The organism is Halopseudomonas xinjiangensis (assembly GCF_900104945.1).
Classification (GTDB): Bacteria; Pseudomonadota; Gammaproteobacteria; order Pseudomonadales; family Pseudomonadaceae; genus Halopseudomonas; species Halopseudomonas xinjiangensis.
In genome coordinates this window covers 2564583-2590662 of the sequence record NZ_LT629736.1, presented here as the reverse complement: position 1 = coordinate 2590662, position 26080 = coordinate 2564583, and the positions used below count along the sequence as shown (strand labels likewise).

Genomic DNA, 26080 nt, shown 5'->3' with positions numbered 1-26080 from the left:
AGCCGATGGACAATACCTTTTCGCGAACGCGGCAGCAGGGCACAGTGCTGATCGTCAGCCTGATGCTGTTGGTGCTGCTTACCATGAGCAGCGTGGCCGGCATCAAGGCGTCAACCAGCCAGGAGCGGATGGCGGCGAACGCGAGGATCAAGAACGACAGCTTCCAGGCGGCCGAAGCCGGGCTGCGTATTGCCGAACAAGCGCTTGCCAGCGCTCCGCACAGCATCGCTGCCCCCTGCGCGGCGGAACAGTGTGACCTCTCCGATAATGCGCTGGATATCGATCATCGGGGGTCGCCGGGAAGCGGCTGGGTTTCGGTTCCCCGAAGCGAGGCGACCAATCAGATGGACGTGTGGTACCGCGTTGTTGCGCTGGGCAGCGCGCTGGCGCCGGCCAATACTCGCAGCCAGGCACCGGGCGAGCTCTATCGCATCCTGGTAGTCAGCTTCCGCGGGCAGACCAGGACCGTACTGGAGGCGACCTATGCTCATACCATCATCTGAACGTCCTGCGCGCCTGGACCGCTGGGTCGGGCTCCTGACTGGCGTAACGCTGACGCTCGGCTGTGCCAGCGCAGCGCAGGCATTCTCTCCCTTGAGCGGCCCGATCCTGGCAAACACTGCGGTGCCGCCAAACGTTGTCATGCTGTTCGACAATTCTTCCAGCATGGTTCTCAACCGCGTGCCGGGTACCGGGCAGACACGTCTGGAAGTGGCCCGGCATGCGGCGCAGGAGTTGATTTCGGGCAATCGCAACGTGCGCTTCGGGCTGTTCATGTTTCGCGACACGCAGGGCTCCGGCCGCAACCGCGATGCACCGGGTGGCCGCCTGGCAGTCGAAGTCGGCTCTGTGGCGGCAGGCGAAGAAGGAGGGGAGGAGCGCTTCGCTCGGATCCAGTCCACGCTTGAAGGCGTCGCGCCGAGCGCTGCAGAGAGTTTCACCTATACGCCGCTGGCCGAGACGTACTATGAAGTGACCCGGTACATGCGTGGCATGCGGGCCTTCTATCCCCAATCAACATCTTCCGGAAGTCGAGAGCGGTTCGACAGCCCTGTCGAGTATCGCTGTCAGCGAAGCTTCGGCCTTGTCCTGACAGACGGCCTGCCAACCTATGACAGTCAGTTCCCGTCTAGCCTGCAGGAGGATGGCGATGGAGATAACTTGCAGGTGGCCGGTTCGTTCAATCTGCCTGACTGGGACGGCGAGAGCCAAGGTGACAGCGATGGCGACGATGTGTCCGTAGAAGGAAGCACGTTCTACCTGGATGACATCGCCGCGTTCGCCTACGACACCGACCTGCGCAGCGCTGATGGAGCGCCTGGACTGACTGACCACGCGGGGGTTAGTTTCGATGACCCGCAGTTCCCGCTACAGAACATGCGCACCTATGCAGTCGGTTTCGCTGTCGATGACCCGCGTTTGCGTAGCGTTGCGCAGGCTGGAAATGGCAATTACTACACCGCGACCAGCAGCGCTGAATTGACCGCCGCGCTAGACGACGCCCTGAAGGAAATCAACGCTGCGTCCGGCTCCGGTGGTGGTGGCATCAGCAGCGCAGCCGAGCTCAGCGCCGATTCGTCGTTCTACCGGACACGCTATGACCCCGACGGCTGGACCGGAGCGGTCGAGGCTTACCGCCTGGATGAAGAAGGGGTGCTCGGCCAGCAACTCTGGAGTACGGACCAGACGTTGCGCACGACCAACAGAGCTCAGCTGTACCAGACATGGCGCCAGGCAGACACAACCGGGCGGGCTGGGGTCGTCGCGCTCGACGCATCCACCTACGGCAGACTGTCGCAAAGCCAGCGAAGGCTGATCGAGCATGAGGCGAGCATAGCCGGCCTCGAGGGTGACGGCATCGGACAGCAGTTGCTCGACTGGACAAGGGGAACGTCTGTCGCCGGTTTACGTCATCGAGACGTCCTGCTCGGCGACATCATTGCCGCACCGCTTGAACTGGCCAGCCCGACCGGTGTGCTGGCTCCACCTGATGAGCCTGGCTATGCCGTCTATCTTGCGATCAAACGCCGCGAGATGACCGCTTCGCTGGTCACCGGCGCCAATGATGGTCTGGTGCATGTGATCGGAGCCGTCAACGGCGAGCATCGTTATGCTTTTCTGCCGGCGGCGATGCATCGACATATGGGCAACCGAGCCAGGCTGGATTTCGGTCCCACGCATGAATCGGGAATGGATGGCCCAATCATCCTGGGGGATGTCGAAACACATGACAGCTGGAACACTATCGCGGTAGGCGGCATGGGTGCGGGTGGCAAGGGTCTGTTCGGGCTTCGACTGTTCGACCAGATCCACGGTAACAGCGCGCTGGGTGCCCTGTGGGAGGTCAATGCGGATGACGAGGGTTGGAGCGATCTAGGCTTTACCTATGCCAAGCCCCTGCTCGCAAAGACAGGCGGGCGCTGGGTAATCATTACCGGCAACGGTTACGGTGGGTCGAGTGGTCAGGCGGTGCTGTACGTGCTCGACGCCATCACCGGAGACCAGCTCAAGCGCCTGAAAGTGGGCGAGCCGGGCGGCAATGGTCTCTCCACTCCCCAACTGGTAACCGACGCCGGAGGCAATCTGGTAGCGGCCTATGCTGGTGACCTGACAGGTCGGCTATGGCGCTTCGACCTTGTCGGCGATCTCGACGATTGGTCCGTCGGCCATGCTGGGGTCCCCATGTTCACTGCCCACGCTGGCCAGCCGATCACCGTTCAGCCGCAAATCGTCGCTCACCCTCAGGGCGGTCATCTGCTGTTGTTCGGTACCGGCAAATTCCTTGAGGCCTCCGACCTGGCGGACCGGTCGACGCAGGCCTTCTACGCAGTATGGGACCGGCCTGGTGGCGCCGGCGGTCTTGAGGCTGACGACCTGCTGGGGCAAACCATCAATGAGCAACGGCGCGAGGACCAGTCGTTCAGGTCAGTAAGCCAGCACCGGGTCGACTGGCACTCGCAAAGCGGATGGATGCTGCCGCTTGTTCAGGGCGGGGTGAATACCGGCGAGCGGGTGACGCGAGACTTCATTACCCAGGGAAGCCGAGTCATCTTCACGACCGGGCTGATCCGCGATACCGGCGCGGACCCCTGTGTTACCACGGGCGATGGCTGGCTGATGGTACTGGATATCTATTCCGGCGGCATGTTGCCTAGCGCGACTATCGATACCAATGGCGATCGAGTGGTCGATGGAAACGATGACCCGGCCGCCGGAGTGGATCTGGATATCGGCCTGCCAGGCAGACTGAACCTGGTGAGAAGGCCACCCGAAGAGCCTGACTGCGCGGAGGGCGAGCAATGCGGTTGCGCCGGGGACGATTGCCCACCACCGCCTGATTGTGGGGATGAATACTATCTGCTGCCGGGCTCGGACGGCATCACGTCGGTGGTTGGCAACAGCCGCTGTGAGCTCAGCCGCATCATGTGGCGCCAGTTGATGTGAGGAGGGAGCCATGAAGATGCACGACAACCAGCACAGAGGTTTCACCCTTATCGAAGTCATGGTGGTCGTGGCGATCGTCGGGATTCTCGCAGCGATCGCCTATCCGAGTTACATCGAGCACGTGCGGCAAACCCGGCGCGCGGAAGTCACTGCGCTGATGCTCGAGAACGCGCAACTGCTAGAGCGACACTACACCCGCCACGGTGCCTATGATGCCGGTGCTGTCAGCGGTCTGGTATCACAAGCTCCGGTCACGGGTACGCCGGTATACAACCTGTCGCTGGTAGCGGACAGCCAAAGCTACTCGATCAGTGCGACGGCTCAGTCGGGCGGGATGATGGCGGGGGACCTCTGCGCTAACTACTCGCTGGACCAGGTCGGCCGGCGTTCGCCCAGCGACGCCAAATGCTGGCGCCGCTGAGGCGGACAGGTTGCCTTCAGGCGGGGTGAACCGGTTCGCGTTCGGCGGGGAGAATCAAGTTAAGAATAATCGCCACGACACCGCACAGGCTGATGCCCTGCAGACTGACCGACTCGTTGCCGATGACCAGGCCGCCAATGCCGAACACCAGCGTCACCGAGACGATGCATAAGTTGCGCGCCTGGGAAAAATCGACCTGATGACGGGTCAGCGTGTTCATGCCGACTACCGCAATCGAGCCAAACAGCAGGCAGAGGATGCCGCCCATGACGGGTACCGGCATGCTCAGCAGGATCGCGCCGAACTTGCTGACGAAGGCCAGGCCGATAGCGAATACCGCCGCCCAGATCATCACGTTCGGATTGAAGTTCCGGGTCAGCATGACCGCGCCCGTCACCTCCGAGTAGGTGGTATTGGGTGGTCCGCCGAACATGGCCGCGGCGGAGGTGGCGATCCCGTCGCCGAGCAGGGTGCGCTGCAGGCCTGGCTTGCGCATATAGTCCTTGCCGGTTACCGAGCCGATGGCGAGCACGTCACCGATATGCTCGATCGCCGGAGCGATCGCCACCGGCAACATGAACAGAATGGCAGCCAGATGGAATTCAGGCGTCACGAAACCGGGCACCGACACCCATTCCGCCTGAGCTACGCCGCTGAAATCGACTACGCCGAGGATCCAGGACAGCGAGTAGCCGACCAGGATGCCGGCGAGAATCGGCACCAGACGGAAAATGCCCCGCGCGTATACGGCGACGATGATGGTGGTGATCAGCGAGGCCAGGGAAATGACAATGGCCGTATTGTATTCGACCAGTTGAGCGCTGCCATCGCCGGCCTTGCCCATCGCCATGTTCACCGCGACTGACGCCAACCCCAGACCGATCACCATGATCACCGGGCCCACCACAACAGGCGGCAGCAGCTTCTGGATGAACCCCGGCCCGCGCCACCAGACCAGCAGACTCAGCAGAATGTAGACCAGGCCCGCGGCAAGCAGACCGCCCAGCGTAGCCGGCAGTCCCCAGGTCTGGTTGGCGTAAAGAATCGGCGCGATGAAAGCGAAGCTCGAGGCCAGGAAGACCGGAACCTGACGCTGGGTAATGAACTGGAACATCAGTGTGCCGATGCCGGCGGTAAACAGCGCGACGCTGGGGTTCATGCCGGTGATGAGCGGCATGAGCACCAGGGCGCCAAACGCGACGAACAGCATTTGCGAACCGGCCAGTGCGCTGCGCCAGCCAGTGGTCTGGATGTCCTGCATCACTGAACGTCCTTCTGCTTGGTTCCGAAAATCTTGTCGCCAGCATCGCCGAGGCCGGGAATGATGTAGCCGTGTTCGTTCAGGCGCTCGTCGATCGACGCGGTGTAGATCTGTACGTCGGGATGCGTGGCGTTGACTCGCGCGATGCCCTCAGGCGCTGCGACCAGCACCAGCGCGCGAATCTCGCGCGCACCGGCTCGCTTGAGCATGTCGATGGTGGCAACCATGGAGCCGCCGGTGGCAAGCATCGGGTCGATGATCAATGCCAGGCGCTGATTCATGTTGCCGACGAGCTTTTCCAGATAGGTATCGGCTTCGAGCGTCTGCTCGTTGCGTACCAGGCCGATTACGCTCACCTTGGCACTGGGGATCAGGCTGAGGACGCCATCGAGCATGCCCAACCCTGCGCGCAGAATCGGCACGACGGTGACCTTTTTGCCCGAGAGCTTCTCGACCTGCACCTCGCCGCACCATCCCTGGATGCTATGCTCTTCGACAGCCATGTCCTGGGTCGCTTCGTAGGTGAGCAGAGAGGCGACTTCTTGCGCCAGTTCCCGGAAGTTTTTCGTGCTGATGTCAGCCCGGCGCATCAGGCCCAGCTTGTGACGGATTAGCGGATGGCGTATTTCTTTGACGTTCATCAGGGGGCGTTCTCGTGCAGGGCCATAGATCGGCCTATAGCTTAGGGTTTCGCAGCAAATTTTGCCATGAGCGCCAGGAAGCGGTTGGTCTTTGATAAACGACGACCGACCTTGCGTGCGCTTGCGTTTGCCCGACAAGCTCAGTATTTTTCGCCCCTTTTTCGCGGCACCCACTGGAGAATCTCATGTCGGTTGATCTGGAACACATCAAGCAGGTAATGGCCGAGGCTGATTGCCTGTTCACGGCGCAGCAGGTCGAAGCCGCCATGGACGAGATGGCAGTGTCCATCAACCAGCAACTGGCCGACAGCAATCCCATCGTCTATAGCGTGATGAATGGTGGTCTGATCATCGCCGGTCAATTGGTTACCCGCCTGGATTTTCCGATGGAAGTTGGATACCTGCATGCGACGCGCTATCGCAACAAGCTCACCGGTGGTGAGCTGTTCTGGAAAGCGCGGGCCGAGCATTCGCTGGTCGACCGTACCGTGCTGATCATCGATGACATCCTTGACGAGGGACATACGCTGGCGGCGATTGTGGAATATTGCCGTGACGCTGGCGCCAAACAGGTGCTCACTGCGGTACTGCTCGACAAAGTTCATGATCGCAAGGCCTACGCGGGCATGCGCGCCGATTTCACCGGCCTGGACGTCGAGGACCGTTACATCTTTGGTTTTGGACTGGATTACAAAGGTTACTGGCGCAACGCCAACGGCATCTTCGCGCTCAAGGGCCATTGAGCGAGCCGTGGTCCGGGCCGGGGAGGGCCAGGCAGTATGTTGATTAAACGTATTACGCTGACGACCATGTTGCTGGCTGCGCTGGGAACCGCCGGTGCGGCCGAACAGGTCCGCTTGCCCCATGATGCATTCCTTCCGCCGGACGTTTACGGCAATCGTCAGGACCGTCCCGAGCAGGTATTGATCGAGATCACCAGTTATCGTCTGACGCTTGGAAACGAGACCATTCCTCAGGCAATCCCCGGAGCGCAAGGCAGCTCGGCCTGGCTGTTTCTTGAGGGCCGGTCTCTGGCCGGGGGCAATGAGGTCAGCCGGGCTCAGGTGAACCTGATCGACGCTGGGGGCCGCGTATTGCCGGCACGGCTGGACCGATCAAGCGAGACGCTCATGCTCTACCTGCCTGCGGCGCAGCTCGATACGCTGATGACGCTGTTTTCCCGCCCCGGTCCCCACTATGTGCAGGCCCGCTTCTACGCGAACGGCACGGTCTGGTCGGACATTCACAGCGGGCCGGTAGCGGTCCGTCGTTGACTAACGCTGGTGGCGCCACGGCCGGCTCGTTACAATCTCCGCTTTCGATTGCAGCCAGCGAGGTGCCTGTGCGTAAAGACAAACAGAAAGTGATCGGCGAGCCGATGAGTGACGAGCAGGTCGCCGCGTTTCTCAACGCACGTCCGTACGCCGACGAGTCGGTGGAACAGCACATCCTGACCCGCGCCTACCGCGGCTTGCGGATCGAGGATTTCGAACGTTTCCTGGTGATGTTCAAGGCCGAGGGCTATGACCTCAATGCGACCGATCGCGAAGGCAAGACCTTCCTCGATACGGTCCGCCAGCATTCGCGCGGCGAAGAATACGTAGCCGCGCTGGAGGCGGCGGGGGCGCGTTAACGCTAGCCGGTCAGGGCCGCGCGCTCCGCGCAGGAAGGGTGGTGGCAGTCAGGTTGTGCAGCTGTCGTCCGATCCAGCGTGGGTCCGCATCGCTGACTTCCATCCATTTGCCCGACGCCGGTGGCTGCGGGAGTACCCAGAAGGCTATGCAGCGCCCGCTGGCATCGAGCTGAGCGAAACATCGTTGCGGCTTGCTGCGTTTCCAGAGCATTGCCAGTCCATTCTGGTCGGTTGTTGCTGCGATTGTCCGCGCCTTGTATGGCATTGCGATGACACGCTCACCGCTGGGCTGGAAGAGCGAATCGGGCTATGCTGTGCAGCCTACTGCGCCGCGGGCGCACGATCTGTCCAACCGTTTTTCCAGGAGTGCCTTGACCATGTTGAACCGTGTGGGTGTGCTGATCCTTGGTGTGCTGGCGATGTCGCTGGTGGGCTGTGCTCATAGTCCTCAGCAACTCAATGTGCAGCCTCAGGTCCAGGTTCCGCTCAACGCCGTCGCGCGCAACCAGCCAGTGGTAGTCGTGGTTCAGGACACCAGGCCTTCCAAGGTGCTCGGCACCCGCGGCGGTATCTATCCCGATTCCAGCAACCTCACTCTCACCGAGCAGAGCCTTGCCAACATTCGCCAGCAGGTCGAGCAGGCGGTCCGGCAACTGGGCTTTGTCGTGGTCGCCGAGGGCACGCCGAACGCCAATCGGCTGACCGTCAATCTGGCGGAGCTGAACTACCGCTCGCCAAGCGACGGTGCCTACGTGACCCAGGCTGATATCAGCGCTACCTTCGCTGCCGAGGCGCGCTCGCTGAACGAAAACTACCGTGGCCGCTACAACGCATCGGCCCAGCATCGTTTCGGTTACGCACCCAATCAGGCGACCAATACCAAGCTGGTTACCGAAGTGATGAGCGATGCCTTGACTCGCGTGTTCCGCGATCCGGCTATTGTGCAGATTCTGCAACGTTGAATGTGATCGCGATGAAATAAAAAAGCCAGGCATCGCCTGGCTTTTTTTCGTTCATGCCCTCGGTGGATCCTCGCCCACTGTGGAACCAGCGGCGTCCGGAGGCAGTGGCTGGTGCAGCATCTCGTCATGCTCGGCCATATTCCACGGCAGCGAGCCTGGCGAGATGTGCAGAAAGTGAAGGTAGCGCTCGAAGTGATCGAGGATGTCGCTGATGATCTCCTGCTGGTCATAACCGTAGATGTCATAGGTCTGACCGCCTCGGCGCAGAAACACTTCCGCACGGTAGTAGCTCGCTTCGCGACTGTCGCCAGGATCGATCTGCGGGAAGGCAAACGACGGCCGAGCATACTCGCGCAGGCGGATCTCGTAGATGAAGTCCAGCTGGTCGGGCTTGATCACCTCGATGTACGAGCGCACCAGATCCGGGTCGTAGCTCACCTTTGCCGGCCAGCCTTGCGTCTCCAGATTGCGAGCCAGGCGTTGCATGCTCTCGTTCACCGTGGTTTCGATAAAGCGTTGCACCGCCTCATGTTCCGGGAAGTTGACGATGCCAGCCAGGCGTTTCTTCCACAGGTTCCCGCTGGCAGTGCGTGACGCCTGCATGTGATGGCGCAGACTCGCGTCCTGATGTCGTTCAATGACCAAGGCTCGCCACATTCCGACTGCGGCGATGAGCATGATGATCGCAAACGGCAGAGCGCTGGCGATGGTCATCGTTTGAAGCGCGCTCAAACCACCAGCCAACAGCAGTGCGGAGGCTACCGCACCTTCGAGAATGGCCCAGAATGCTCTCTGCCAGGCGGGTGTAACCATTGCCCCGCCGGACGCCAGCGAGTCTATGACCAATGAGCCTGAGTCCGAAGAGGTGACGAAGAAGGTCACGATCAGGATCACGGTGATGAACGAGACGATATTGGTCAGTGGCAAGCGTTCGTAGAGTTTGAACAGGGCAATGGCGGTATCGTTTTGTACTTCTCCGATAAGCGCGGTGTATCCCTCGTTCATGATCAGATGCAGCGCGGTATCACCAAAAATCGCGAACCACAGGAAGGTGAACATGGTCGGCACGAACATCACGCCGAAGACGAACTGGCGAATGGTTCTGCCGCGGCTGATCTTGGCGATGAACAGGCCGACGAAGGGTGCCCAGGCGATGGTCCAGCCGAAGATGAACAGTGTCCAGTTGCCGATCCAGTCACTGCGCGTATACGCCTGCAGGTTGAAAGTACGTTCGACGATGTTGTTCAGGTAGCTGCCGGTGTTCTGCAGAAAGGCTTCGAGAATGAAGATGCTCGGCCCGACGATGAACACGAACAGCATCAGTGCAACGGCAAGGACCATGTTGAGGATGGAGAGGTTCTTCACCCCCTTGTCCAGGCCGGCTACCACGGATATAAGCGCGAGCCCGGTGATGACAGCGATCGCCACTATCTGCACCCAGGTGGCGACCGGGATGCTGGGCCAGAGGTAATTCATCCCCGCGTTGATCTGCGCGACGGACAACCCCAGCGTGGTAGCGATACCGAACAGCGTGCCGAGAATGGCGAATACGTCTACGACGTGGCCGATGGGTCCGTGGATGCGCTCGCCGATCAATGGATACAACGCAGAGCGCATGGACAGTGGCAACCCATGGCGGAACGAGAAATAGGCTAGAACCAGCCCGACCAGACCGTATATCGCCCATATGTGAAAGCCCCAGTGGAAATAGGCGATCTGCATCGCCTGTTTCGCGGCGTCCAGCGTTTCCGGAGCACCGACTGGCGGCGACGCATAGTGCAGTACAGGTTCGGCAACGCCGAAGAACAATAGCGCGATACCGTACCCGGCCGAAAACAGCATGGCGAACCAGGCGGGGAAGCTGTACTGCGGCTCAGCATGATCCGGGCCCAGCTTGATGTTCCCCCATCGACTCGAGGCCACGAGCACGATGAATACCAAAAAAATTGCCACCGCCAGCATGTAGAACCAGCCGAAGGTGCGGGTGATGTAGCCAAGCGTAGCCGAGAAGGCCTGGCCAGCCAGCTCGGGATTGGCGATGGTACCGATGACAAGCAGCAGCGTGACGATGACTGCGGGAGCGAAGACCGGGACGAGAATCGTCGACTTCCATGCTGGGTTGTTGGCCGTCATTGAAGTTTCCTTCTGGTCGTTTCGAAGCGAATCGTCGCGGACGACGTTCTGACCAGTGGACTACTTAGAGGCCGGATGTTTCCTCAATCGAGGCAGAACGCTTTGCAAGCGCGGGCGGTTGGTCCTGAGCCAGTCAGGACTCTTCAGCCATCTGCGGACAGGATTCGACGTGAACCCGGGCGCTTCCGGCGTTGATCATGCCGATTTCACGGGCAGCGCGGCGTGACAGGTCGATGATCCGGCCACCGGTAAAGGGGCCGCGGTCGTTGATGCGCACGGCCACGCTCTGGCCGGTGCGCGTATTGGTTACGCAAACAATGGTACCGAACGGGAGATTCGGGTGGGCGGCAGTCAAGGCTGTCTGATCGTAGAGTTCGCCACTGGCCGTCGCTCTGCCATGCAGGCGCGAGGAGTAATACGACGCCTTGCCTACGGTGCTGTAAACCTCGGCCTCAGTGTTGTCGCTGATCGGCGCAGTGCTGGCTGCGGCGGTCAGCGGTAACACGATCAACAATGCGATCATCCGTCGGCGCATGTTTGGCTCTCCCTGCTCTAGAATGTGGCCGGGCGCGTTCTAGCGACCCGGCGCACGCTCAGCTATCCAGTTTTTTCTTCAACAGCTCGTTCACCTGCTGCGGGTTCGCCTTGCCTCTGGATGCCTTCATTGCCTGGCCGACGAAAAAGCCGAACATCTTGCCGCGCTTGGCTCCATCGCTGGCGCGATACTGCTCGACCTGTTCGGCATTGGCAGCCAACACCTCGTCAAGCATGGTCTCGATGGCGCTGCTATCGGTCACCTGCTTGAGGCCCTTGGCTTCGATAACCGTATTGGCGCTGTCGCCTTCACCATTGGCTAGCGCTTCGAAGACCACCTTGGCGATCTTGCCGGAGATGGTGTTGTCCTGAATGCGCTGGATCAACCCGCCGAGCTGCGCGGCGCTGACCGGAGACTCGCTGATGTCCAGGTCGGACTTGTTGAGCAGGCTGGACAGTTCGCCCATTACCCAGTTCGCCGCCAGCTTGGCGTCGCCGCAGTGGCGCTGGACTTCCTCGAAGTAGTCTGCCAGCTCGCGCTGGGCGGAGAGCACGCTCGCATCGTAGGCGGACAGGCCGAATTCGCTCTGAAAACGCTCGCGCTTGTCCTGGGGTAGTTCTGGCAGTTCGCGGCGCACCTCTTCGATAAAGGCCGGTTCGATGACCACCGGCAACAGATCCGGATCAGGGAAGTAGCGATAGTCGTTGGCTTCTTCCTTGCTCCGCATCGAACGGGTTTCGTCCTTGTTCGGATCGTACAGGCGCGTTTCCTGAATCACCTTGCCGCCATCCTCGATCAGCTCCATCTGCCGCTGCACTTCGGTGTTGATGGCCTTTTCGATGAACCGGAAGGAGTTGACGTTCTTGATCTCGCAACGCGTGCCGAACTCGGCCTGGCCCTTCGGGCGGATCGAGACGTTGCAGTCGCAACGCAGCGAGCCCTCGGCCATGTTGCCGTCGCAAATGCCCAGGTAGCGCACTAGCGAGTGAATCGTCTTGGCGTAGGCGACCGCTTCCTTCGCGCTGCGCATGTCGGGCTCGGACACGATCTCGAGCAACGGCGTGCCGGCGCGGTTCAGATCGATGCCGCTCATGCCCTGAAAATCTTCGTGCAGGCTCTTGCCCGCATCTTCCTCAAGGTGGGCGCGCGTGATGCCGACGCGCTTGACCGTGCCGTCCTCGAGCGTGATATCCAGAAAGCCCTTGCCGACGACGGGATGATCCATCTGGCTGATCTGGTAGCCCTTGGGCAGGTCGGGATAGAAGTAGTTCTTGCGGGCGAAGACGTTGGTCATGCCAATCTCGGCGTTTACCGCCAAGCCGAACTTGACCGCGTTCTTTACCGCCTGGGCGTTGAGAACGGGCAGGCTGCCCGGCATGCCGAGGTCAACCAGGCTTGCCTGGGTGTTCGGTTCAGCGCCGAACGTGGTAGCGCTGCCAGAGAAGATCTTCGAGGCGGTGGTCAGCTGGGCGTGAATTTCCAGGCCGATGACAATTTCCCATTGCATAGTCTGTCCTCAATCCTCTCAGTAGCCGGCCGGCGCGCGGCGATGCCAGTCGGTCACCTGCTGATACTGGTGGGCGATGTTCAGTAGGCGGGCCTCGCTGAAATACGGTCCCAGCAACTGCATGCCCAGCGGCAAGCCGTTGGCGAACCCGGCGGGCAGGGCGACGCCGGGTACGCCAGCGAGGTTGGCGGTGATGGTGTAGATGTCGGTCAGGTACAGGCTGACCGGATCGTCGATTTTTTCGCCGATACGAAACGCCGGCGTCGGCGAGGTCGGGCAGAGAATCACATCGACATCTTGATAGGCAGCCATGAAGTCATTCTTGATCAATCGACGAATCTTCTGCGCCTTCAGGTAGTACGCATCGTAGTAGCCCGCGGACAGGGCATAGGCGCCGACCATAATGCGCCGCTTGACCTCTGCGCCGAAGCCCTCGGCCCGCGAACGCTTGTACAGATCGGTGAGGTCGGCCGGGTTGTCGCAGCGATAGCCGAAGCGCACGCCGTCAAAACGGGACAGGTTTGAAGAGGCTTCGGCCGGAGCGATGACGTAGTACGCTGGAATGGCCAATTGGGCGTTCGGCAGGCTGATTTCTTTTACCTCGGCGCCCAGTGCCTGAAACTGTTTCACCGCCTCGTCGATGGCGCTGGCAGTCGCCGCATCCAGCCCACCGGCGAAATATTCCTTCGGCAGGCCGATGCGCAGCCCCTTCAACGAATCGTTCAGGCTGGCTGAATAGTTGGCTACGGGCTCGTCGACACTGGTCGAGTCCTTGGCGTCGAAGCCGGCCATGGCCTGCAGCATCAGCGCACAGTCTTCCGCGGTGCGGGCCATCGGGCCGCCCTGGTCGAGGCTCGATGCGTAGGCGATCATGCCCCAGCGCGATACGCGCCCATAGGTCGGCTTGAGGCCGGTCAGCGCAGTGAAGCCGGCGGGCTGGCGAATCGAGCCGCCGGTGTCGGTACCGGTGGCTCCGGCGCACAGCCGGGCCGCGACGGCAGAGGCCGAGCCGCCCGAAGAACCGCCCGGCACGTGGTCGGTGTTCCACGGGTTGCGCGTCGGACCGTAGAAGCTCGATTCGGTGGACGAGCCCATGGCGAACTCGTCCATGTTGGTTTTGCCCAGGCAGACGGTCCCGGCGGCCTGCAGCTTCGCGGTCACTGTCGACTCGTACGGGGCAATGAAGTTGTCGAGCATCTTCGAGCCGCAGCTGGTGCGCACACCCTGCGTGCAGAACACATCCTTGTGCGCGAGCGGAATACCGGTCAGCGGGTCGGCATCGCCAGCGGCGATCCGCGCGTCGGCGGCCTTCGCCTGCTGCAGTGCCAACTCCGGGGTCACGGTGATGAAGCTGTTCAATGCCGGATCGAGCTGCTCGATCCGCTTCAGGTAGTGCTCGGTCAGCTCGACACTGGAAATGCTCTTGCTCTGCAGGGCCTGGGAGAGTTCGGCCAGGGTCTTCTCATGCATGGGAATGTCTCGTCCTGTCTGCGCCGCACGCGGCGGGCTTATTCGATCACCTTGGGAACCAGGTACAAGCCTGCTTCGGTGGCCGGGGCGATGGTCTGGTAGGTCTCGCGCTGATTGGTCTCGCTGACCTGGTCGGGGCGCAGACGCTGAGTGGTTTCCAGCGGGTGGGCCAGCGGTGCGATGCCGTCGGTATCGACTGCCTGCATCTCGTCGATAAGCCCGAGAATGCCGGACAGTTTGGCAGTGGTCGCAGGAACGTCTTCGTCGCTCAGTGCGATACGGGCCAGATGTGCAATCTTTTCCACATCCGAACGGTCTAGGGCCATGTTGTTTCTCCATGAAGCCGGGAGGAATCCGAGAGGACACGCAACCCTCTGCGGCGTCCGCGAAAAGGCGGCGTCGGAACCGGACAAAGGGGCGAATTTACCACAGACGCGCCTTGCCCAAAAACCCCGCCATTGTTAGAGTTGCGACACTTCAGGATGTACCGATCAGCTACTCTGGGAGTCAGCTTGTCCGACCGGTTACGCTCCCGTTTCCCTGAATGAAGGGAGCCCCGCCGCAGCGGCGGGTAGCTTATCAGTGTTTCTTGACATTTAACCCACGCGCCCTCGGGGTATATTCATCGCATGTTCAAAAAAATTCGTGGCATGTTCTCCAGCGATCTTTCCATCGACCTGGGCACTGCCAACACCCTTATTTACGTTCGCGATCGCGGCATCGTACTAGACGAGCCCTCGGTCGTGGCGATTCGCTCGCATGGTAACCAGAAAAGCGTGGTAGCCGTCGGCACCGAAGCCAAGCGCATGCTCGGCCGCACTCCCGGCAACATCCAGGCAATCCGCCCGATGAAGGATGGCGTCATCGCCGACTTCAGCGTGTGCGAAAAGATGCTGCAGTACTTTATCAACAAGGTCCACGAAAACAGCTTCATCCAGCCGAGTCCGCGGGTGCTGATCTGCGTGCCGTGCAAGTCCACTCAGGTGGAGCGTCGCGCCATCCGTGAATCCGCTCTGGGCGCTGGCGCCCGTGAAGTGTTCCTGATCGAAGAGCCCATGGCAGCTGCGATCGGTGCTGGCCTTCCGGTCGACGAGGCGCGCGGTTCGATGGTCGTGGACATCGGTGGCGGTACCACCGAGATCGCGTTGATCTCGCTGAACGGCGTGGTATACGCCGAATCCGTCCGTGTCGGCGGCGACCGCTTCGATGAAGCCATCGTGACCTATGTGCGTCGTAACTACGGCAGTCTCATCGGTGAATCCACCGCCGAACGTATCAAGCAGGAAATCGGTGTGGCTTTCCCCGGCGGAGAAGTGCTGGAGGTCGACGTGCGTGGCCGTAACCTGGCCGAAGGCGTGCCACGTAGCTTTACGCTCAATTCCAATGAAGTGCTCGAAGCGCTGCAAGAGTCGCTCTCGACCATCACCCAGGCGGTGAAGAGCGCGCTTGAGCAGTCTCCTCCCGAACTCGCCTCGGATATCGCCGAACGCGGCCTGATTCTCACCGGTGGTGGTGCACTGCTGCGCGATCTGGACAAACTACTGGCACAGGAAACCGGGCTTCCGGTGATCGTTGCCGAAGAGCCCCTCACCTGTGTGGCCCGCGGCGGCGGCAAGGCTCTGGAAATGATGGACCGTCACAGCATGGATCTGCTGTCCACCGAGTAATCACGGGGATTCGGTTCCAAGCGCCCGCGCCATGAGGACGGGCGCCGGGCCGGCAGCAGGCACGCCGTCCCGGTGACGCGGCGCCTGCTGTGGGCATGGCAGCAAAGGGTTTGTGAGGAGCACGTCATCAAGCCGCTATTCATCAAAGGCCCCTCGCTGGGTGTGCGCCTGTTGGTGCTGACGGTGCTATCCGTGGCGCTGATGGTGGTTGATGCCCGTCTTTCGGTGCTGCAGCCGCTGCGTTCGCAAATGGGCCTGGTGCTCATGCCTTTCTATTATGTCGCCGAGCTGCCAGTGCGCAGCTGGGACGCCATCGAGCAACAACTATCCAGTCGCGCCAACCTGATGGCGGAGAACGAGCGACTGCGTGCCGAATCGTTGCTGACCCAGCGCAAGTTGCAGAAGTTGGCTGCGCTCACCGAGCAGAACGTGCGCCTGCGCGAGCTGCTCAACTCCTCTTCGCTGCTCGACGAGCGCGTCCTGGTTGCCGAGCTCATCGGCGTCGATCCCAATCCGTTCACGCAGCGCATCGTCATCAACAAGGGCGAGCAGGACGGGGTATTTCTCGGTCAACCGGTCCTGGATGCTACCGGCCTGATGGGGCAGGTTGTCGAGGTACTGCCACACACGGCACGTGTGCTGCTGATTACTGACGTGGCACACAGCCTGCCGGTGCAGGTCAATCGCAACGGCTTGCGCGCCATTGCCGCGGGAATGGGCAGCAACGAGTGGCTGGAGCTGCGGCATGTCGGGGATACTGCCGATATTCGTGTCGACGATATTCTAGTCAGTTCAGGCCTGGGTCAGCGTTTTCCCGCCGGTTACCCGGTGGGGCGTGTGGTGTCGGTCGAACGTGACCCTTCCCAGCCGTTTGCCGACGTGCGCGTTGCGCCAACCGCACAACTCAACCGCAGCCGCTATCTGCTGCTGGTGTTCAGCCCTGAAAGTGGGTATGGCAATGTGCTTCCCGGGCTGAGCCTGGAACAGAAGCAGGAACAGGAGGCCGATGCGGAGGCCGGCGAGGCACCGACGACCGCCCCGGTCGATGCTGCGGCACCCGTTCAGGGAGTACAACCCGATGCGCAGTAGCCTGGTGATTTTCCTCAGTTTCGTGGTCGCGTTGCTGCTCAGCGTGATGCCGATGCCCGAGCCGGTCGATATCGGCCGACCGATGTGGCTGGCCATGGTGGTTGCCTATTGGGTGATGGCACTTCCGCACCGTGTCGGTCTGGTCGCCGCCTGGCTGGCCGGTCTGGCTACCGACGTGCTGTATGGAGAACTGTTCGGCCAGCACGCGCTGGTCATGGTCCTGGTTGCCTGGCTGATGCTCATGTTGTATCAGCGCATCCGCCGCTTTCCGCTATGGCAGCAGAGTCTGGTGATGATCCCTGTGCTGGGTCTGGCGCAATTGCTGCTGCTGTGGCTCAACAGTCTTGCCGGCAGCCGTCCGCCGACATTGCTCTTCCTCCTTCCGGCTCCTATCAGTGCGGTGCTCTGGCCGTGGGTGTCGTCCGTGCTGGGTGCGCTGCGTCGACGTTTTCATGTGGTGTGAATGATGATCTGCCTGGCTTCTGCGTCCCCGCGTCGCAAGGCGCTTCTCGAACAGATCGGTGTTCCGGTTACGGTCATGCCGTGTGACATAGACGAAACAGTCCAGGCCGGCGAAGAGGCCAGCGTCTACGTCGAACGCATGGCTCGTGAGAAGGCCGAGGCGGCATGCAGCCGTGTCTCCGATCAGGTCGTTGTTGCAGCCGACACCGTCGTGGTATGCGGTGATCGCGTTCTCGGCAAGCCAGCCGATCGTGAGCAGGCGCTGGCTACCCTGAGACTGCTTTCCGGCAATCAGCACAGGGTGATGACGGCCGTGGCGGTTCGTCTGGGGCAGCGTCATCGCTTGATCCGGGTCGACACGCGGGTACACTTTCGCACGCTCGGCGAAGCCGAAATGTCCGCTTACTGGGATACCGGCGAACCGGCCGACAAGGCTGGCAGCTATGCAATACAAGGGCGCGGCGCGGTATTTGTCGAGCGTATCGATGGCAGCTACAGCGCTGTGGTCGGGTTGCCGTTGATGGAAACCGCCGCCGTGCTCGCCGGATTCGGCGTATCGTGCTGGCAGTCGGTCGCGCAAAACCTGGCTAGCGGTGATCACAGGAACGGGACAAGCCGATGAGCGAAGAGATTCTAGTCAACGTCACGCCGATGGAAACCCGGGTGGCGCTGGTTGAAAACGGCGTGCTGCAGGAAGTCCATATAGAGCGCACCCTGCGCCGCGGCATCGTTGGCAATATCTACAAGGGCAAGGTGGTGAGGGTACTGCCGGGCATGCAGGCCGCCTTCGTCGACATTGGCCTTGAACGTGCGGCCTTCATTCATGCTTCGGAAATCTCCAACCGGGAAGGCCCTGCGGTAGAACCGATCAGCGCGCTGGTTCATGAAGGCCAGGCGCTGGTGGTGCAGGTGACCAAGGATCCGATCGGTACCAAGGGTGCCCGTCTGACCACGCATCTGTCTGTCCCGTCGCGCTTTCTGGTGTACATGCCGAAAACGCCCCATGTCGGCATCTCGCTGAAGATCGAAGAGGAGGCCGAGCGCGAGCGGCTCAAGCAGATCGTCGCCCATTGCGTCGAACAGGAAGCCATTGCCGAGCCCGGTGGCTTCATCCTGCGCACCGCGGCCGAAGCTGCGCGCGAGGAGGATATCCTGGTCGATATCCGCTATGTCCGTCGTCTATGGCAGCAGATTTCCCAACAACTCAACTCTGCTCCGTCACCCTCGGTCATCTACGAGGATCTGCCGCTGGCGCTGCGAACCCTGCGTGACCTGACCAGCGCGCGCATCGAAAAGGTACGCGTGGATTCCCGCGAGACCTTCCAGAAGGTCGAGCAGTTCGTTCACGAGTTGATGCCGGGCTGCGAAGACCGGCTGGAGCATTATCCGGGCGAGCGACCGATTTTCGACCTCTACGGGGTAGAGGATGAAATCCAGAAGGCCATGGAGCGCAAGGTCATCCTCAAGTCCGGCGGTCACCTGGTGATAGACCAGACCGAGGCGATGACCACCATCGATGTGAACACCGGCGCCTTTGTCGGGCATCGCAATCTTGGCGAGACCATTTTCAAGACCAATCTCGAGGCGGCCACAGCGATCGCCCGTCAGTTACGGCTGCGCAACCTGGGCGGGATCATCATCATTGATTTCATCGACATGGAGGATGCCGAGCACCAGCGGCAGGTGCTGCGCACGCTGGAAAAGCAGCTCGAGCGTGACCATGCCAAGACCAACATCATCGGCATCACCGAGCTGGGCCTGGTGCAGATGACCCGCAAGCGCACCCGCGAGAGTCTCGAGCAGATTCTCTGCGAGCCTTGTCCCTGCTGTTCCGGCCGCGGAATCCAGAAAACCGCCGAAAGCGTCTGCTACGAAATCTTCCGCGAAATCCTCCGTGAGGCGCGCGCCTACCAGGCCGAGGCCTACATGGTGCTGGCGTCCCAGGCCGTTGTCGACCGCCTGCTGGACGAGGAGTCCGGCAACGTGGCTGATCTGGAAGTGTTCATCGAACGCCCCATCAGGTTCCAGGTGGAAACCATGTACACCCAGGAACAATACGATGTGGTGCCCATGTGATGAATCGCTGAGCCGATGAGCTGGCAAGGTGCGCTGCGCCGAACGCTGAATGTTGTCATCTTGGCGCTGGCAGCCTGGCTGCTGCTGACTGCCTTGTATGTCAGCTTCGGACGGCTGCTCGTCCCGATCGTCGCGGATTACCGGGAGCAGTTGGTAGCGCGTGTCGAGCAATCCACCGGCCGGGCCATTACGCTCGAAAAGCTGTCGGGAGAAATGCAGGGCGCGCAACCGGTGTTCACACTGCGCGGCCTGACGGTTCACGAAACGCTCGACTCGGAGAGTCCAGTGCTGCTTGCGCTCGATCATGTCGTGGCGCGGCTCGACCTGTTCGCCAGCCTCTGGCGCCGCCAGCCGGTGATGGATGCGTTGCAGTTGGAAGGCCTCTCGCTTGAGATCGCCCAGGCCGAGGACGGCCGCTGGACGCTCAAGGGCCTGGGCAGGCGAGAGGCCGAACCGCTGGTGCTGCAGGACGTGGCTGACACTTTGTTTCGCCAGCGGCGAATAACACTGCTCGATTCGCACATTCGTATCCAGCCGCAGGCGCTTCCCGCCTGGTCGTTCGACCAGGGAGCGTTGACCTTGCTCAATGGGCCGGACTGGCATCGGCTCGACGGCCGGCTGAGCTTGCCGGACGGCGAGCAGGTGCGCTGGCAGGTCAACGGTGCCAGTCGCGGATCGGGTTCTGAACTCGACCAGCTGACCCTCGGCTTTTTCCTGGACATTCCGGTCGGCGACTGGAGTCAATGGCTTCCGCAGGCCTGGCTAGACCAGGCACGTATCAGCAACTTCGCCGCCGGGGGTCGCTTTTGGGGGAGCTGGGGCGAGGGCCGACTGCAACGCTTACAGGGTGAAATGGTCGCACCGGCGATCGAGGCGCGTCCGGCAGCCGATGGCACCGCGACGATCGAAAACCTGTATGCGCGATTCGCAGCTCAGCTCAGCGGTGACGTGCAACGCCTGGATGTTGAGCGTTTTCGTTTTCGGATGGGTGAGCATCGCTGGCCGGCGATGCGGCTCCAGGCGTCCCGCTCGCGCGAGACGGATCAATGGGAGCTGCGCGCCGATCGGCTGGTGCTGGCCAGACTGGCAGAGCTGATGCTCCCCTATCTGCCTGAACGTTATGCCGAGATTGTGCGTAGTCTCGATCCCGTCGGGGAGATCAGGCAGCTGCGCGTGCAGGGTAGCGCTGATCGGCTGGAAGGCGAGTCGTTACAGGTCGAGGCTCGACTGAAGGATGTGGGGGCCCAGCCGTGGGAAGGTATTCCCGGCTTCAGCGGCATCAGCGGTTACATGCTGGGCAGCCCTGCTGCCGGCGAGCTGCGCCTCGCTGCCACAGATTGGTCCATGCACCTGCCGCGACTCTTCGAGCGGCCGTGGCATTACCAGTCACTGACCGGTGCGCTGAACTGGCGCTGGGGGCGTGAGGAGGGCCTGACGCTGGATGCGCCCGGGCTCGGCGCGATCGGGCCGGCTGGCCGTGCGGCCGTCAAGCTGCAATTGAAGCTCCCGCCGCAACGCGAGGATGCCAGCATGGATCTGGACGTAGCCCTTCGAGACATCCGCGCGGCGCACTACGCCGAGTATCTGCCGACACGAGCGCCCGCCTTCAATCCCCGCCTGGGTGAATGGCTGTCGGGTACCGAGCTCGACGGCGAGGTGCCGCTGGCGGTGTTCGGTTATCACGGCTCGCTGCGTGCCGGCGCGCCTGCTCCGGAGCGGGATATCAAGCTCTACGCCGAATTGCGCGAAGGCCATCTGATCGCCCAGCCCGGCTGGCCTGTCTTCGAATCGGTCAACGGCACGCTACGCCTGCACAATCAGAACGTCGTGGTTGAGCAGGGCAGCGCCAAGCTTTGGAATACGCGCATCGAGGACGTCGAAGCGGTGGTCGGCCGTGCTGCGCCAGAACAGTCTTTGCACCTAGGAATCCAGGGCAATCTCAGCGGACGTATGGAGGATGCGCTGCGCTTTCTCCAGCAGGCGCCGCTGGGCGAAAGAGCGGGTGATATGTTTGAAGGTTGGAGCGGTGCTGGCGACGCATATGGCCGGATCCAGCTGGGGCTCGATCTCAAGCAGGGTGCTCAGCCGAGGCTGGCAGTGGATTTTTCGACGTCGGCAGCGCAGCTGAGCGTGCCGGCGCTGCAAACTGAGCTGGGTAGCATCGCCGGCGATTTCAGTTACGTCCATGGGCGCGGGCTGACGGCTTCGGATGTCTCGCTGCGTATGCTGGGTGAACCGGTCGAGGCGTCTGTCGCGAGTGAATCAATGGTGCACAGTCTGAGCGCTGCGGGATCTCACGGGCTCGATGCACTGCGAGAGTGGCCACTGCTTTCGGCCTGGCCTGCGGACGTGGGGGAAGGGCGCTTGGAATGGGAGGCTCAGGCAAGCCTGTCGCCCGGCGAGCAGGTAATAGACATCAGCTCCGACCTGGTCGGTGTCGACCTGGACCTGCCGCCGCCATTCACCAAGCCAGCCGATTCGGCGTTGCCGAGCCGACTGCTGATCACCCGCTCGGCGACAGGCCAACGATGGCTCGCTCGGGCAGGAGAGGACACATACGCGCTGTTCGAGACCGACGGGGAGACGGTCGCTGGCGAACTGTCCCACGGGCTGGGTGAGCCGGCGCAGATTGCCGGTCCGGGGCTCGGCATAAGCGCGAGACTGGAGGAACTCGATCTCCAAGCCTGGCGGCAGTGGCTGGCGTCCGTTGGCCAGGGCTCGGATGCGGATGGCGACGACAGCTCATCTACCGCACCGCCCTCGGTCGCGCCGCCGCTCAACCGTCTCGACATCGCCACGGCGCGCTTCGCCGGTTTCGGTCTTGAACTGGACGATCTGGCCCTGCTCGGCGAGCGCTCCTCGCAGGGTGATTGGCAATTGAAGGTCGAGCAGGCCGAGGTCGAAGGTCACATCATGCTACCTGCTTCGCCGGTGCAGCCGATGGTAATCGCTCTGGATCGCCTGCGATTGCCGCGTGCCGACACCGTCCCGGACGATGGCACCGTGCTGGTCGAGCCGCTCGCACCGCGGGACGTGCTCGCCGATATTCGCCCAAGCCAGCTGAGGCCATTCGACTTCGGTGTCAGCCGGCTTTCGTGGGGCGATGATGAAGTCGGCTCGCTCGCCTTCGTTCTCAGACCTTCCATCGACGGCGCCCACCTCAATGATGTGTCCCTGGATCTACGTGGTGGTCTGCGCCTCGATGGCGATCTGTTCTGGGGTGAAACCGTCACCCGGACGCGGTTCACCGGGCAACTGCAGGCGGCAGATCTGGGCGAGGTGCTGCGCACCTGGGAATACGCTCCTACACTGACCAGCAAGGAATTCGAAGCCGATGTCGATCTCGACTGGCCGGGCTCGCCGGCCTTGTTCGCCTTCAAGCGCAGCACAGGGCTGCTGACAATGCGCGCCCGCGACGGCATGCTCAAAAGCGGCGAGGGCAGCGCCGACGCATTGAGAGTCTTCGGCCTGCTCAATTTCAATGCGTTGACCCGTAGATTGCGTCTGGACTTTTCCGATCTGTTCGGACGGGGCACAGCCTATGACACACTGGACGCAGATCTTGCTTTGACCAATGGCGTGATGCAGACCCGCACGCCGCTGTTGATGGAAGGGCCGAGCGCCAAGGTGCAGCTGGACGGCCACATCGACTTGCCGCAAAACCAGATCGACATGGGCATGCTGGTTACCCTGCCGTTGACCAACAACCTGCCCCTGGCAGCCATCATCGCCGGCGCACCGCACATTGGTGGGGTACTGTTTCTCGCCGACAAGATCCTTGGCGACAAGGTAGCTCGCTTCGCGTCGGTGAAATACCGCATCAGTGGCGATTGGCAGCAACCCACGGTCGAATTCGATCGGGCCTTTGATGACAAGCCGGCCCTGGAGGAATCACCATGAACCACGTCGCAGCGATTCAGATGACCAGCGGGCCCGATGTCGAAGCCAACCTGGAGCGAGCCGCGGAGTTGATTGCCGACGCCACCACGGCTGGCGCGGGTCTGGTGCTGTTACCTGAATGCTTCGCAGCCTTGGGCGCAAAGGCGCTGGCGTCGGTTGCCGCGGCGGAGTACGACGGCCGGGGTCCGATTCGTCGATTCCTAGCCGAGCAGGCGCGCCTGCATGGCATATGGCTGTTAGGTGGCAGCATTCCGCTGCCCCGGCAAGCCGACGGCAAGGCACGCGCCAGTTGCCTGGTTGTCGATCCGGCCGGCGAGGAAGTGGCGCGCTACGACAAGCTGCACCTGTTCGATGTCGAGGTCGCCGATGGTCATCGAAGCTATCGCGAATCGAAGGATTACCAGCATGGTGATCAACCGGTGTGTGTCGATACACCTGTCGGACGAGTGGGGCTGAGCATCTGTTACGATGTTCGCTTTCCGGAGCTGTATCAGCAGCTATGCCGGGATGGCGCTGGGCTGATCGTGGTGCCCTCGGCCTTCACCCGGGTAACCGGGGCGGCGCACTGGGAGGTGCTGCTACGAGCGCGGGCGATCGAAAATCAGTGTTACGTGCTCGCCGCCAACCAGTCCGGGCAACACCCGGGCGGCCGCGAAACCTTTGGCCATAGCTGCCTGATCGACCCATGGGGAGAGATAGTCGACCTCCTCGCCGAAGGCGAAGGGATCGTTTGTGGCGCCATCGATCCTCAGCACATCCAGAACATTCGCGAGCGGATGCCGGTTGCCCGGCATCGCCGTTTCGCAGTCGCCGATCAAGTCGTACCGGCTGCAAAGGAGTCTTGAACATATGAGCAATATGCTAGCGCAAGTCGAAACACGTCTATTGATGCCCGCCGAGCTGAGCCAGGACACTGTGGCTGGCGTACTCGGCCAACTGGTCGCTGCGCCCGGCGTCGATGCAGCCGATCTGTATTTCCAGCACCAGATCAGCGAGTCCTGGGTGCTCGAGGATGGCATCGTCAAGGATGGCAGTTTCAATGTCGATCAGGGCGTTGGGGTACGCGCGCACTCCGGTGAAAAGACCGGGTTCGCGTACAGTAACGAGATTCGCCTTCCGGCGCTGACCCAGGCAGTCGACGCGGCGCGCTCGATCGCCCGGGCCGGCCAGACCGGCCGCCTGCAGGCCTGGCATCGACCGCAAAGCACCGCCCTCTATGCTGCGGAGAATCCTCTGGCGGTCATGGCGCAGTCGGAGAAGGTTGCGTTTCTGCAGCGGCTGGACGGCTACACGCGCAGCCTCGACCCGCGTATCAGCCAGGTCACCATCAGCCTCGGCGGGGTTCACGACAGCATGCTGGTGGCTGCCAGCGATGGCACCTGGGCGGGCGATATTCGTCCGCTGGTGCGGCTCAATATCAGCGTCATCATCGAGCACAACGGCCGTCGCGAACGCGGCAGTGCCGGCGGCGGTGGACGCACCGACTATCGCTTCTTCGAGGCCGAAGATCGCGCCATGGGCTATGCGCGCGAGGCGGTACGCCAGGCTACGGTCAATCTCGATGCCATCGCCGCACCGGCCGGCAGCATGCCGGTAGTGATGGGGTCGGGCTGGTCCGGCGTGCTGCTGCACGAAGCCGTCGGGCATGGCCTGGAAGGTGACTTCAACCGCAAGGGCAGTTCGGCCTATAGCGGTCGGGTGGGCGAAAAGGTCGCCTCCAGTCTGTGTACCATCGTCGATGACGGCACGCTGCCGCAGCGCCGCGGTTCGCTTACCGTGGACGACGAAGGTACGCCGACCAACTGCACGACGCTGATCGAAAACGGAATTCTCAAGGGCTACATTCAGGACAAGCTGAACGCTAGGCTTATGGGCGTTCCCGCCACCGGCAACGGCCGTCGCGAGTCCTATGCACACTTGCCGATGCCGCGCATGACCAACACCTACATGCTTGCCGGCGAAAGCGATCCGCAGGAGATCATTGCCTCGGTGAAGAAGGGGATCTACTGCGCCAACCTCGGTGGCGGGCAGGTGGACATCACCAGCGGCAAGTTCGTGTTTTCCACCAGCGAGGCCTACCTGATCGAAGACGGCAGGATCACCGCTCCGGTAAAAGGCGCGACCCTCATCGGCAACGGTCCGGAGGCGATGAACCGCGTGTCGATGGTGGGTAACGATCTGGCGCTGGATAGCGGCGTCGGCACGTGCGGTAAGGACGGTCAGTCGGTCCCGGTGGGCGTGGGTCAGCCGACGCTGAAGATCGATCAACTGACCGTAGGCGGAACGGGCTGAAGGCCCGTCCCGCAGCTTCAAGCGCCGCGCAGAGCAGTAGCCTGTTTGAGGCCGCGATCAGCTTGTAGCTGGAGCTAGTGCGCCTCGAACCGGCCCGCGAGGCGATTCTTGCGTACGCCATCCGCGGCGAAGACACGCCCGCTCATGGCAATCCATACACCCGGTTGGCAGCAGTTCAGGGCGCCGATCGCCAGCCCAAGGTTGAACAGGGCATCGGTATCGCGAAATCGGGCTGGTTGCATGGCGCCAGTGAGCACGATGACCTTTTCCTGGACGTCGGCCAGTGCCGCTGCGGTGACCGTCATGGTATCGGTCCCGTGGGTGATCAGAATGTGATCAGCGGTGCAGGCGGCTACCCGGTCGCGGATTAGGTCGCGGTCGTCATCGGTCAGCTCCAGGCTATCCTTCCTCAGCAGCGACTCGACGTGGTACTTGAAGCCGACACGGCCTTGCCGGAGCAGCTCGTCTGCCATCGGTTCGCCGATCTGGAACTCGCTCAGGGCATCGAAGTAGACCTTGTCGATGGTGCCGCCGACGCTGAAAATCTGTATAAACATTGCCACCTCCGCCAGGCAGGGAATTGCCCG

24 protein-coding genes are annotated in these 26080 nt (G+C 62.0%); 15 read left to right on the top strand and 9 right to left on the bottom strand.

Features of this window, described 5'->3' with window-relative positions; all coding sequences use genetic code 11:
* Positions 1-5 precede the first annotated feature (5 nt).
* Genes BLT85_RS11995 through BLT85_RS16960 form a run of 3 tightly spaced genes read left to right on the top strand, consistent with a single transcriptional unit; the run spans position 6 to position 3865 of the window.
* Positions 6-503, top strand: coding sequence for a pilus assembly PilX family protein (locus tag BLT85_RS11995; protein ID WP_093395081.1), 498 nt, complete (start codon positions 6-8; stop codon positions 501-503).
* Entirely contained in the window at positions 484-3444 is a 2961-nt protein-coding gene (locus tag BLT85_RS11990; protein WP_093395078.1) for a PilC/PilY family type IV pilus protein, read from the top strand. Before BLT85_RS11995 ends, BLT85_RS11990 begins: the two co-directional genes overlap by 20 nt.
* 10 nt (positions 3445-3454) lie before the next feature.
* Entirely contained in the window at positions 3455-3865 is a 411-nt protein-coding gene (locus BLT85_RS16960) for a type IV pilin protein (protein ID WP_093395075.1), read from the top strand.
* A 16-nt stretch (positions 3866-3881) separates the two neighbouring features.
* Here the strand turns inward: BLT85_RS16960 and BLT85_RS11980 are convergent, their stop codons facing one another.
* The gene (locus tag BLT85_RS11980) at positions 3882-5126 is read right to left on the bottom strand and encodes a uracil-xanthine permease family protein (protein ID WP_093395073.1); all 1245 of its coding nucleotides are present in this window, start codon (positions 5124-5126) and stop codon (positions 3882-3884) included.
* Entirely contained in the window at positions 5126-5767 is a 642-nt protein-coding gene (gene upp, locus BLT85_RS11975; protein ID WP_093395070.1) for a uracil phosphoribosyltransferase, read from the bottom strand. The genes BLT85_RS11980 and upp overlap by 1 nt, the downstream gene beginning before the upstream one ends.
* A 185-nt stretch (positions 5768-5952) precedes the next feature.
* On the opposite strand from upp, the gene BLT85_RS11970 reads away from it, so the two are divergent.
* From BLT85_RS11970 to BLT85_RS11960, 3 genes are all read left to right on the top strand, one after another.
* The gene (locus tag BLT85_RS11970) at positions 5953-6510 is read left to right on the top strand and encodes a hypoxanthine-guanine phosphoribosyltransferase (RefSeq protein WP_093395067.1); all 558 of its coding nucleotides are present in this window, start codon (positions 5953-5955) and stop codon (positions 6508-6510) included.
* A gap of 36 nt (positions 6511-6546) precedes the next feature.
* On the top strand, positions 6547-7041 hold the full coding sequence (locus BLT85_RS11965) for a hypothetical protein (RefSeq protein WP_093395065.1): 495 nt from the start codon (positions 6547-6549) through the stop codon (positions 7039-7041).
* A gap of 68 nt (positions 7042-7109) precedes the next feature.
* Positions 7110-7400: a PA4642 family protein gene (locus tag BLT85_RS11960; RefSeq protein ID WP_197673848.1), complete on the top strand. Its 291-nt coding sequence runs from the start codon at positions 7110-7112 to the stop codon at positions 7398-7400.
* A gap of 10 nt (positions 7401-7410) precedes the next feature.
* Here BLT85_RS11960 and BLT85_RS11955 read toward each other — a convergent pair whose 3' ends face one another.
* Positions 7411-7611, bottom strand: a complete 201-nt coding sequence (locus BLT85_RS11955) for a hypothetical protein (RefSeq protein WP_093395063.1) — start codon at positions 7609-7611, stop codon at positions 7411-7413.
* A 166-nt stretch (positions 7612-7777) separates the two neighbouring features.
* Here BLT85_RS11955 and BLT85_RS11950 point away from each other — a divergent pair, with 166 nt between their 5' ends.
* Positions 7778-8362, top strand: a complete 585-nt coding sequence (locus tag BLT85_RS11950; RefSeq protein WP_093397710.1) for a YajG family lipoprotein — start codon at positions 7778-7780, stop codon at positions 8360-8362.
* A 51-nt stretch (positions 8363-8413) separates the two neighbouring features.
* Here BLT85_RS11950 and BLT85_RS11945 read toward each other — a convergent pair whose 3' ends face one another.
* From BLT85_RS11945 to gatC, 5 genes are all read right to left on the bottom strand, one after another.
* Entirely contained in the window at positions 8414-10495 is a 2082-nt protein-coding gene (locus BLT85_RS11945; protein ID WP_093395060.1) for a BCCT family transporter, read from the bottom strand.
* A gap of 133 nt (positions 10496-10628) precedes the next feature.
* Positions 10629-11030, bottom strand: coding sequence for a septal ring lytic transglycosylase RlpA family protein (locus BLT85_RS11940; RefSeq protein ID WP_093395057.1), 402 nt, complete (start codon positions 11028-11030; stop codon positions 10629-10631).
* 58 nt (positions 11031-11088) lie between these two features.
* Positions 11089-12537: an Asp-tRNA(Asn)/Glu-tRNA(Gln) amidotransferase subunit GatB gene (gene gatB, locus BLT85_RS11935; protein WP_093395054.1), complete on the bottom strand. Its 1449-nt coding sequence runs from the start codon at positions 12535-12537 to the stop codon at positions 11089-11091.
* A gap of 18 nt (positions 12538-12555) precedes the next feature.
* Positions 12556-14007: an Asp-tRNA(Asn)/Glu-tRNA(Gln) amidotransferase subunit GatA gene (gene gatA / locus BLT85_RS11930; protein ID WP_093395051.1), complete on the bottom strand. Its 1452-nt coding sequence runs from the start codon at positions 14005-14007 to the stop codon at positions 12556-12558.
* Between the two features lie 38 nt (positions 14008-14045).
* On the bottom strand, positions 14046-14333 hold the full coding sequence (gene gatC, locus BLT85_RS11925) for an Asp-tRNA(Asn)/Glu-tRNA(Gln) amidotransferase subunit GatC (protein WP_093395048.1): 288 nt from the start codon (positions 14331-14333) through the stop codon (positions 14046-14048).
* Positions 14334-14636: 303 nt separating this feature from the next.
* Between gatC and mreB the strand changes: the two genes are divergently transcribed.
* From mreB to tldD, 8 genes are all read left to right on the top strand, one after another.
* Positions 14637-15674 carry a rod shape-determining protein MreB gene (mreB, locus tag BLT85_RS11920; RefSeq protein ID WP_093395045.1) on the top strand — a complete coding sequence of 346 codons (1038 nt, stop codon included), beginning with the start codon at positions 14637-14639 and terminating at the stop codon, positions 15672-15674.
* 162 nt (positions 15675-15836) lie between these two features.
* Positions 15837-16763, top strand: coding sequence for a rod shape-determining protein MreC (gene mreC, locus BLT85_RS11915; protein ID WP_231701600.1), 927 nt, complete (start codon positions 15837-15839; stop codon positions 16761-16763).
* The gene (gene mreD / locus BLT85_RS11910) at positions 16753-17226 is read left to right on the top strand and encodes a rod shape-determining protein MreD (protein ID WP_093395042.1); all 474 of its coding nucleotides are present in this window, start codon (positions 16753-16755) and stop codon (positions 17224-17226) included. The genes mreC and mreD overlap by 11 nt, the downstream gene beginning before the upstream one ends.
* A gap of 3 nt (positions 17227-17229) precedes the next feature.
* A complete protein-coding gene (locus BLT85_RS11905; protein ID WP_093397703.1) occupies positions 17230-17847 on the top strand; it encodes a Maf family protein in 618 nt (205 codons plus the stop codon).
* Positions 17844-19301, top strand: coding sequence for a ribonuclease G (gene rng, locus BLT85_RS11900; protein ID WP_093395038.1), 1458 nt, complete (start codon positions 17844-17846; stop codon positions 19299-19301). The genes BLT85_RS11905 and rng overlap by 4 nt, the downstream gene beginning before the upstream one ends.
* 15 nt (positions 19302-19316) lie before the next feature.
* Positions 19317-23201, top strand: coding sequence for a YhdP family protein (locus tag BLT85_RS11895; RefSeq protein ID WP_093395035.1), 3885 nt, complete (start codon positions 19317-19319; stop codon positions 23199-23201).
* Entirely contained in the window at positions 23198-24046 is an 849-nt protein-coding gene (locus BLT85_RS11890) for a carbon-nitrogen hydrolase family protein (protein ID WP_093395032.1), read from the top strand. Before BLT85_RS11895 ends, BLT85_RS11890 begins: the two co-directional genes overlap by 4 nt.
* Positions 24047-24050: 4 nt before the next feature.
* Positions 24051-25493, top strand: coding sequence for a metalloprotease TldD (tldD, locus tag BLT85_RS11885; protein ID WP_093395029.1), 1443 nt, complete (start codon positions 24051-24053; stop codon positions 25491-25493).
* Positions 25494-25567: 74 nt separating this feature from the next.
* Here tldD and BLT85_RS11880 read toward each other — a convergent pair whose 3' ends face one another.
* Complete coding sequence (locus BLT85_RS11880; RefSeq protein ID WP_093395026.1) at positions 25568-26050, bottom strand: asparaginase domain-containing protein; 483 nt, start codon at positions 26048-26050, stop codon at positions 25568-25570.
* Positions 26051-26080 lie beyond the last annotated feature (30 nt).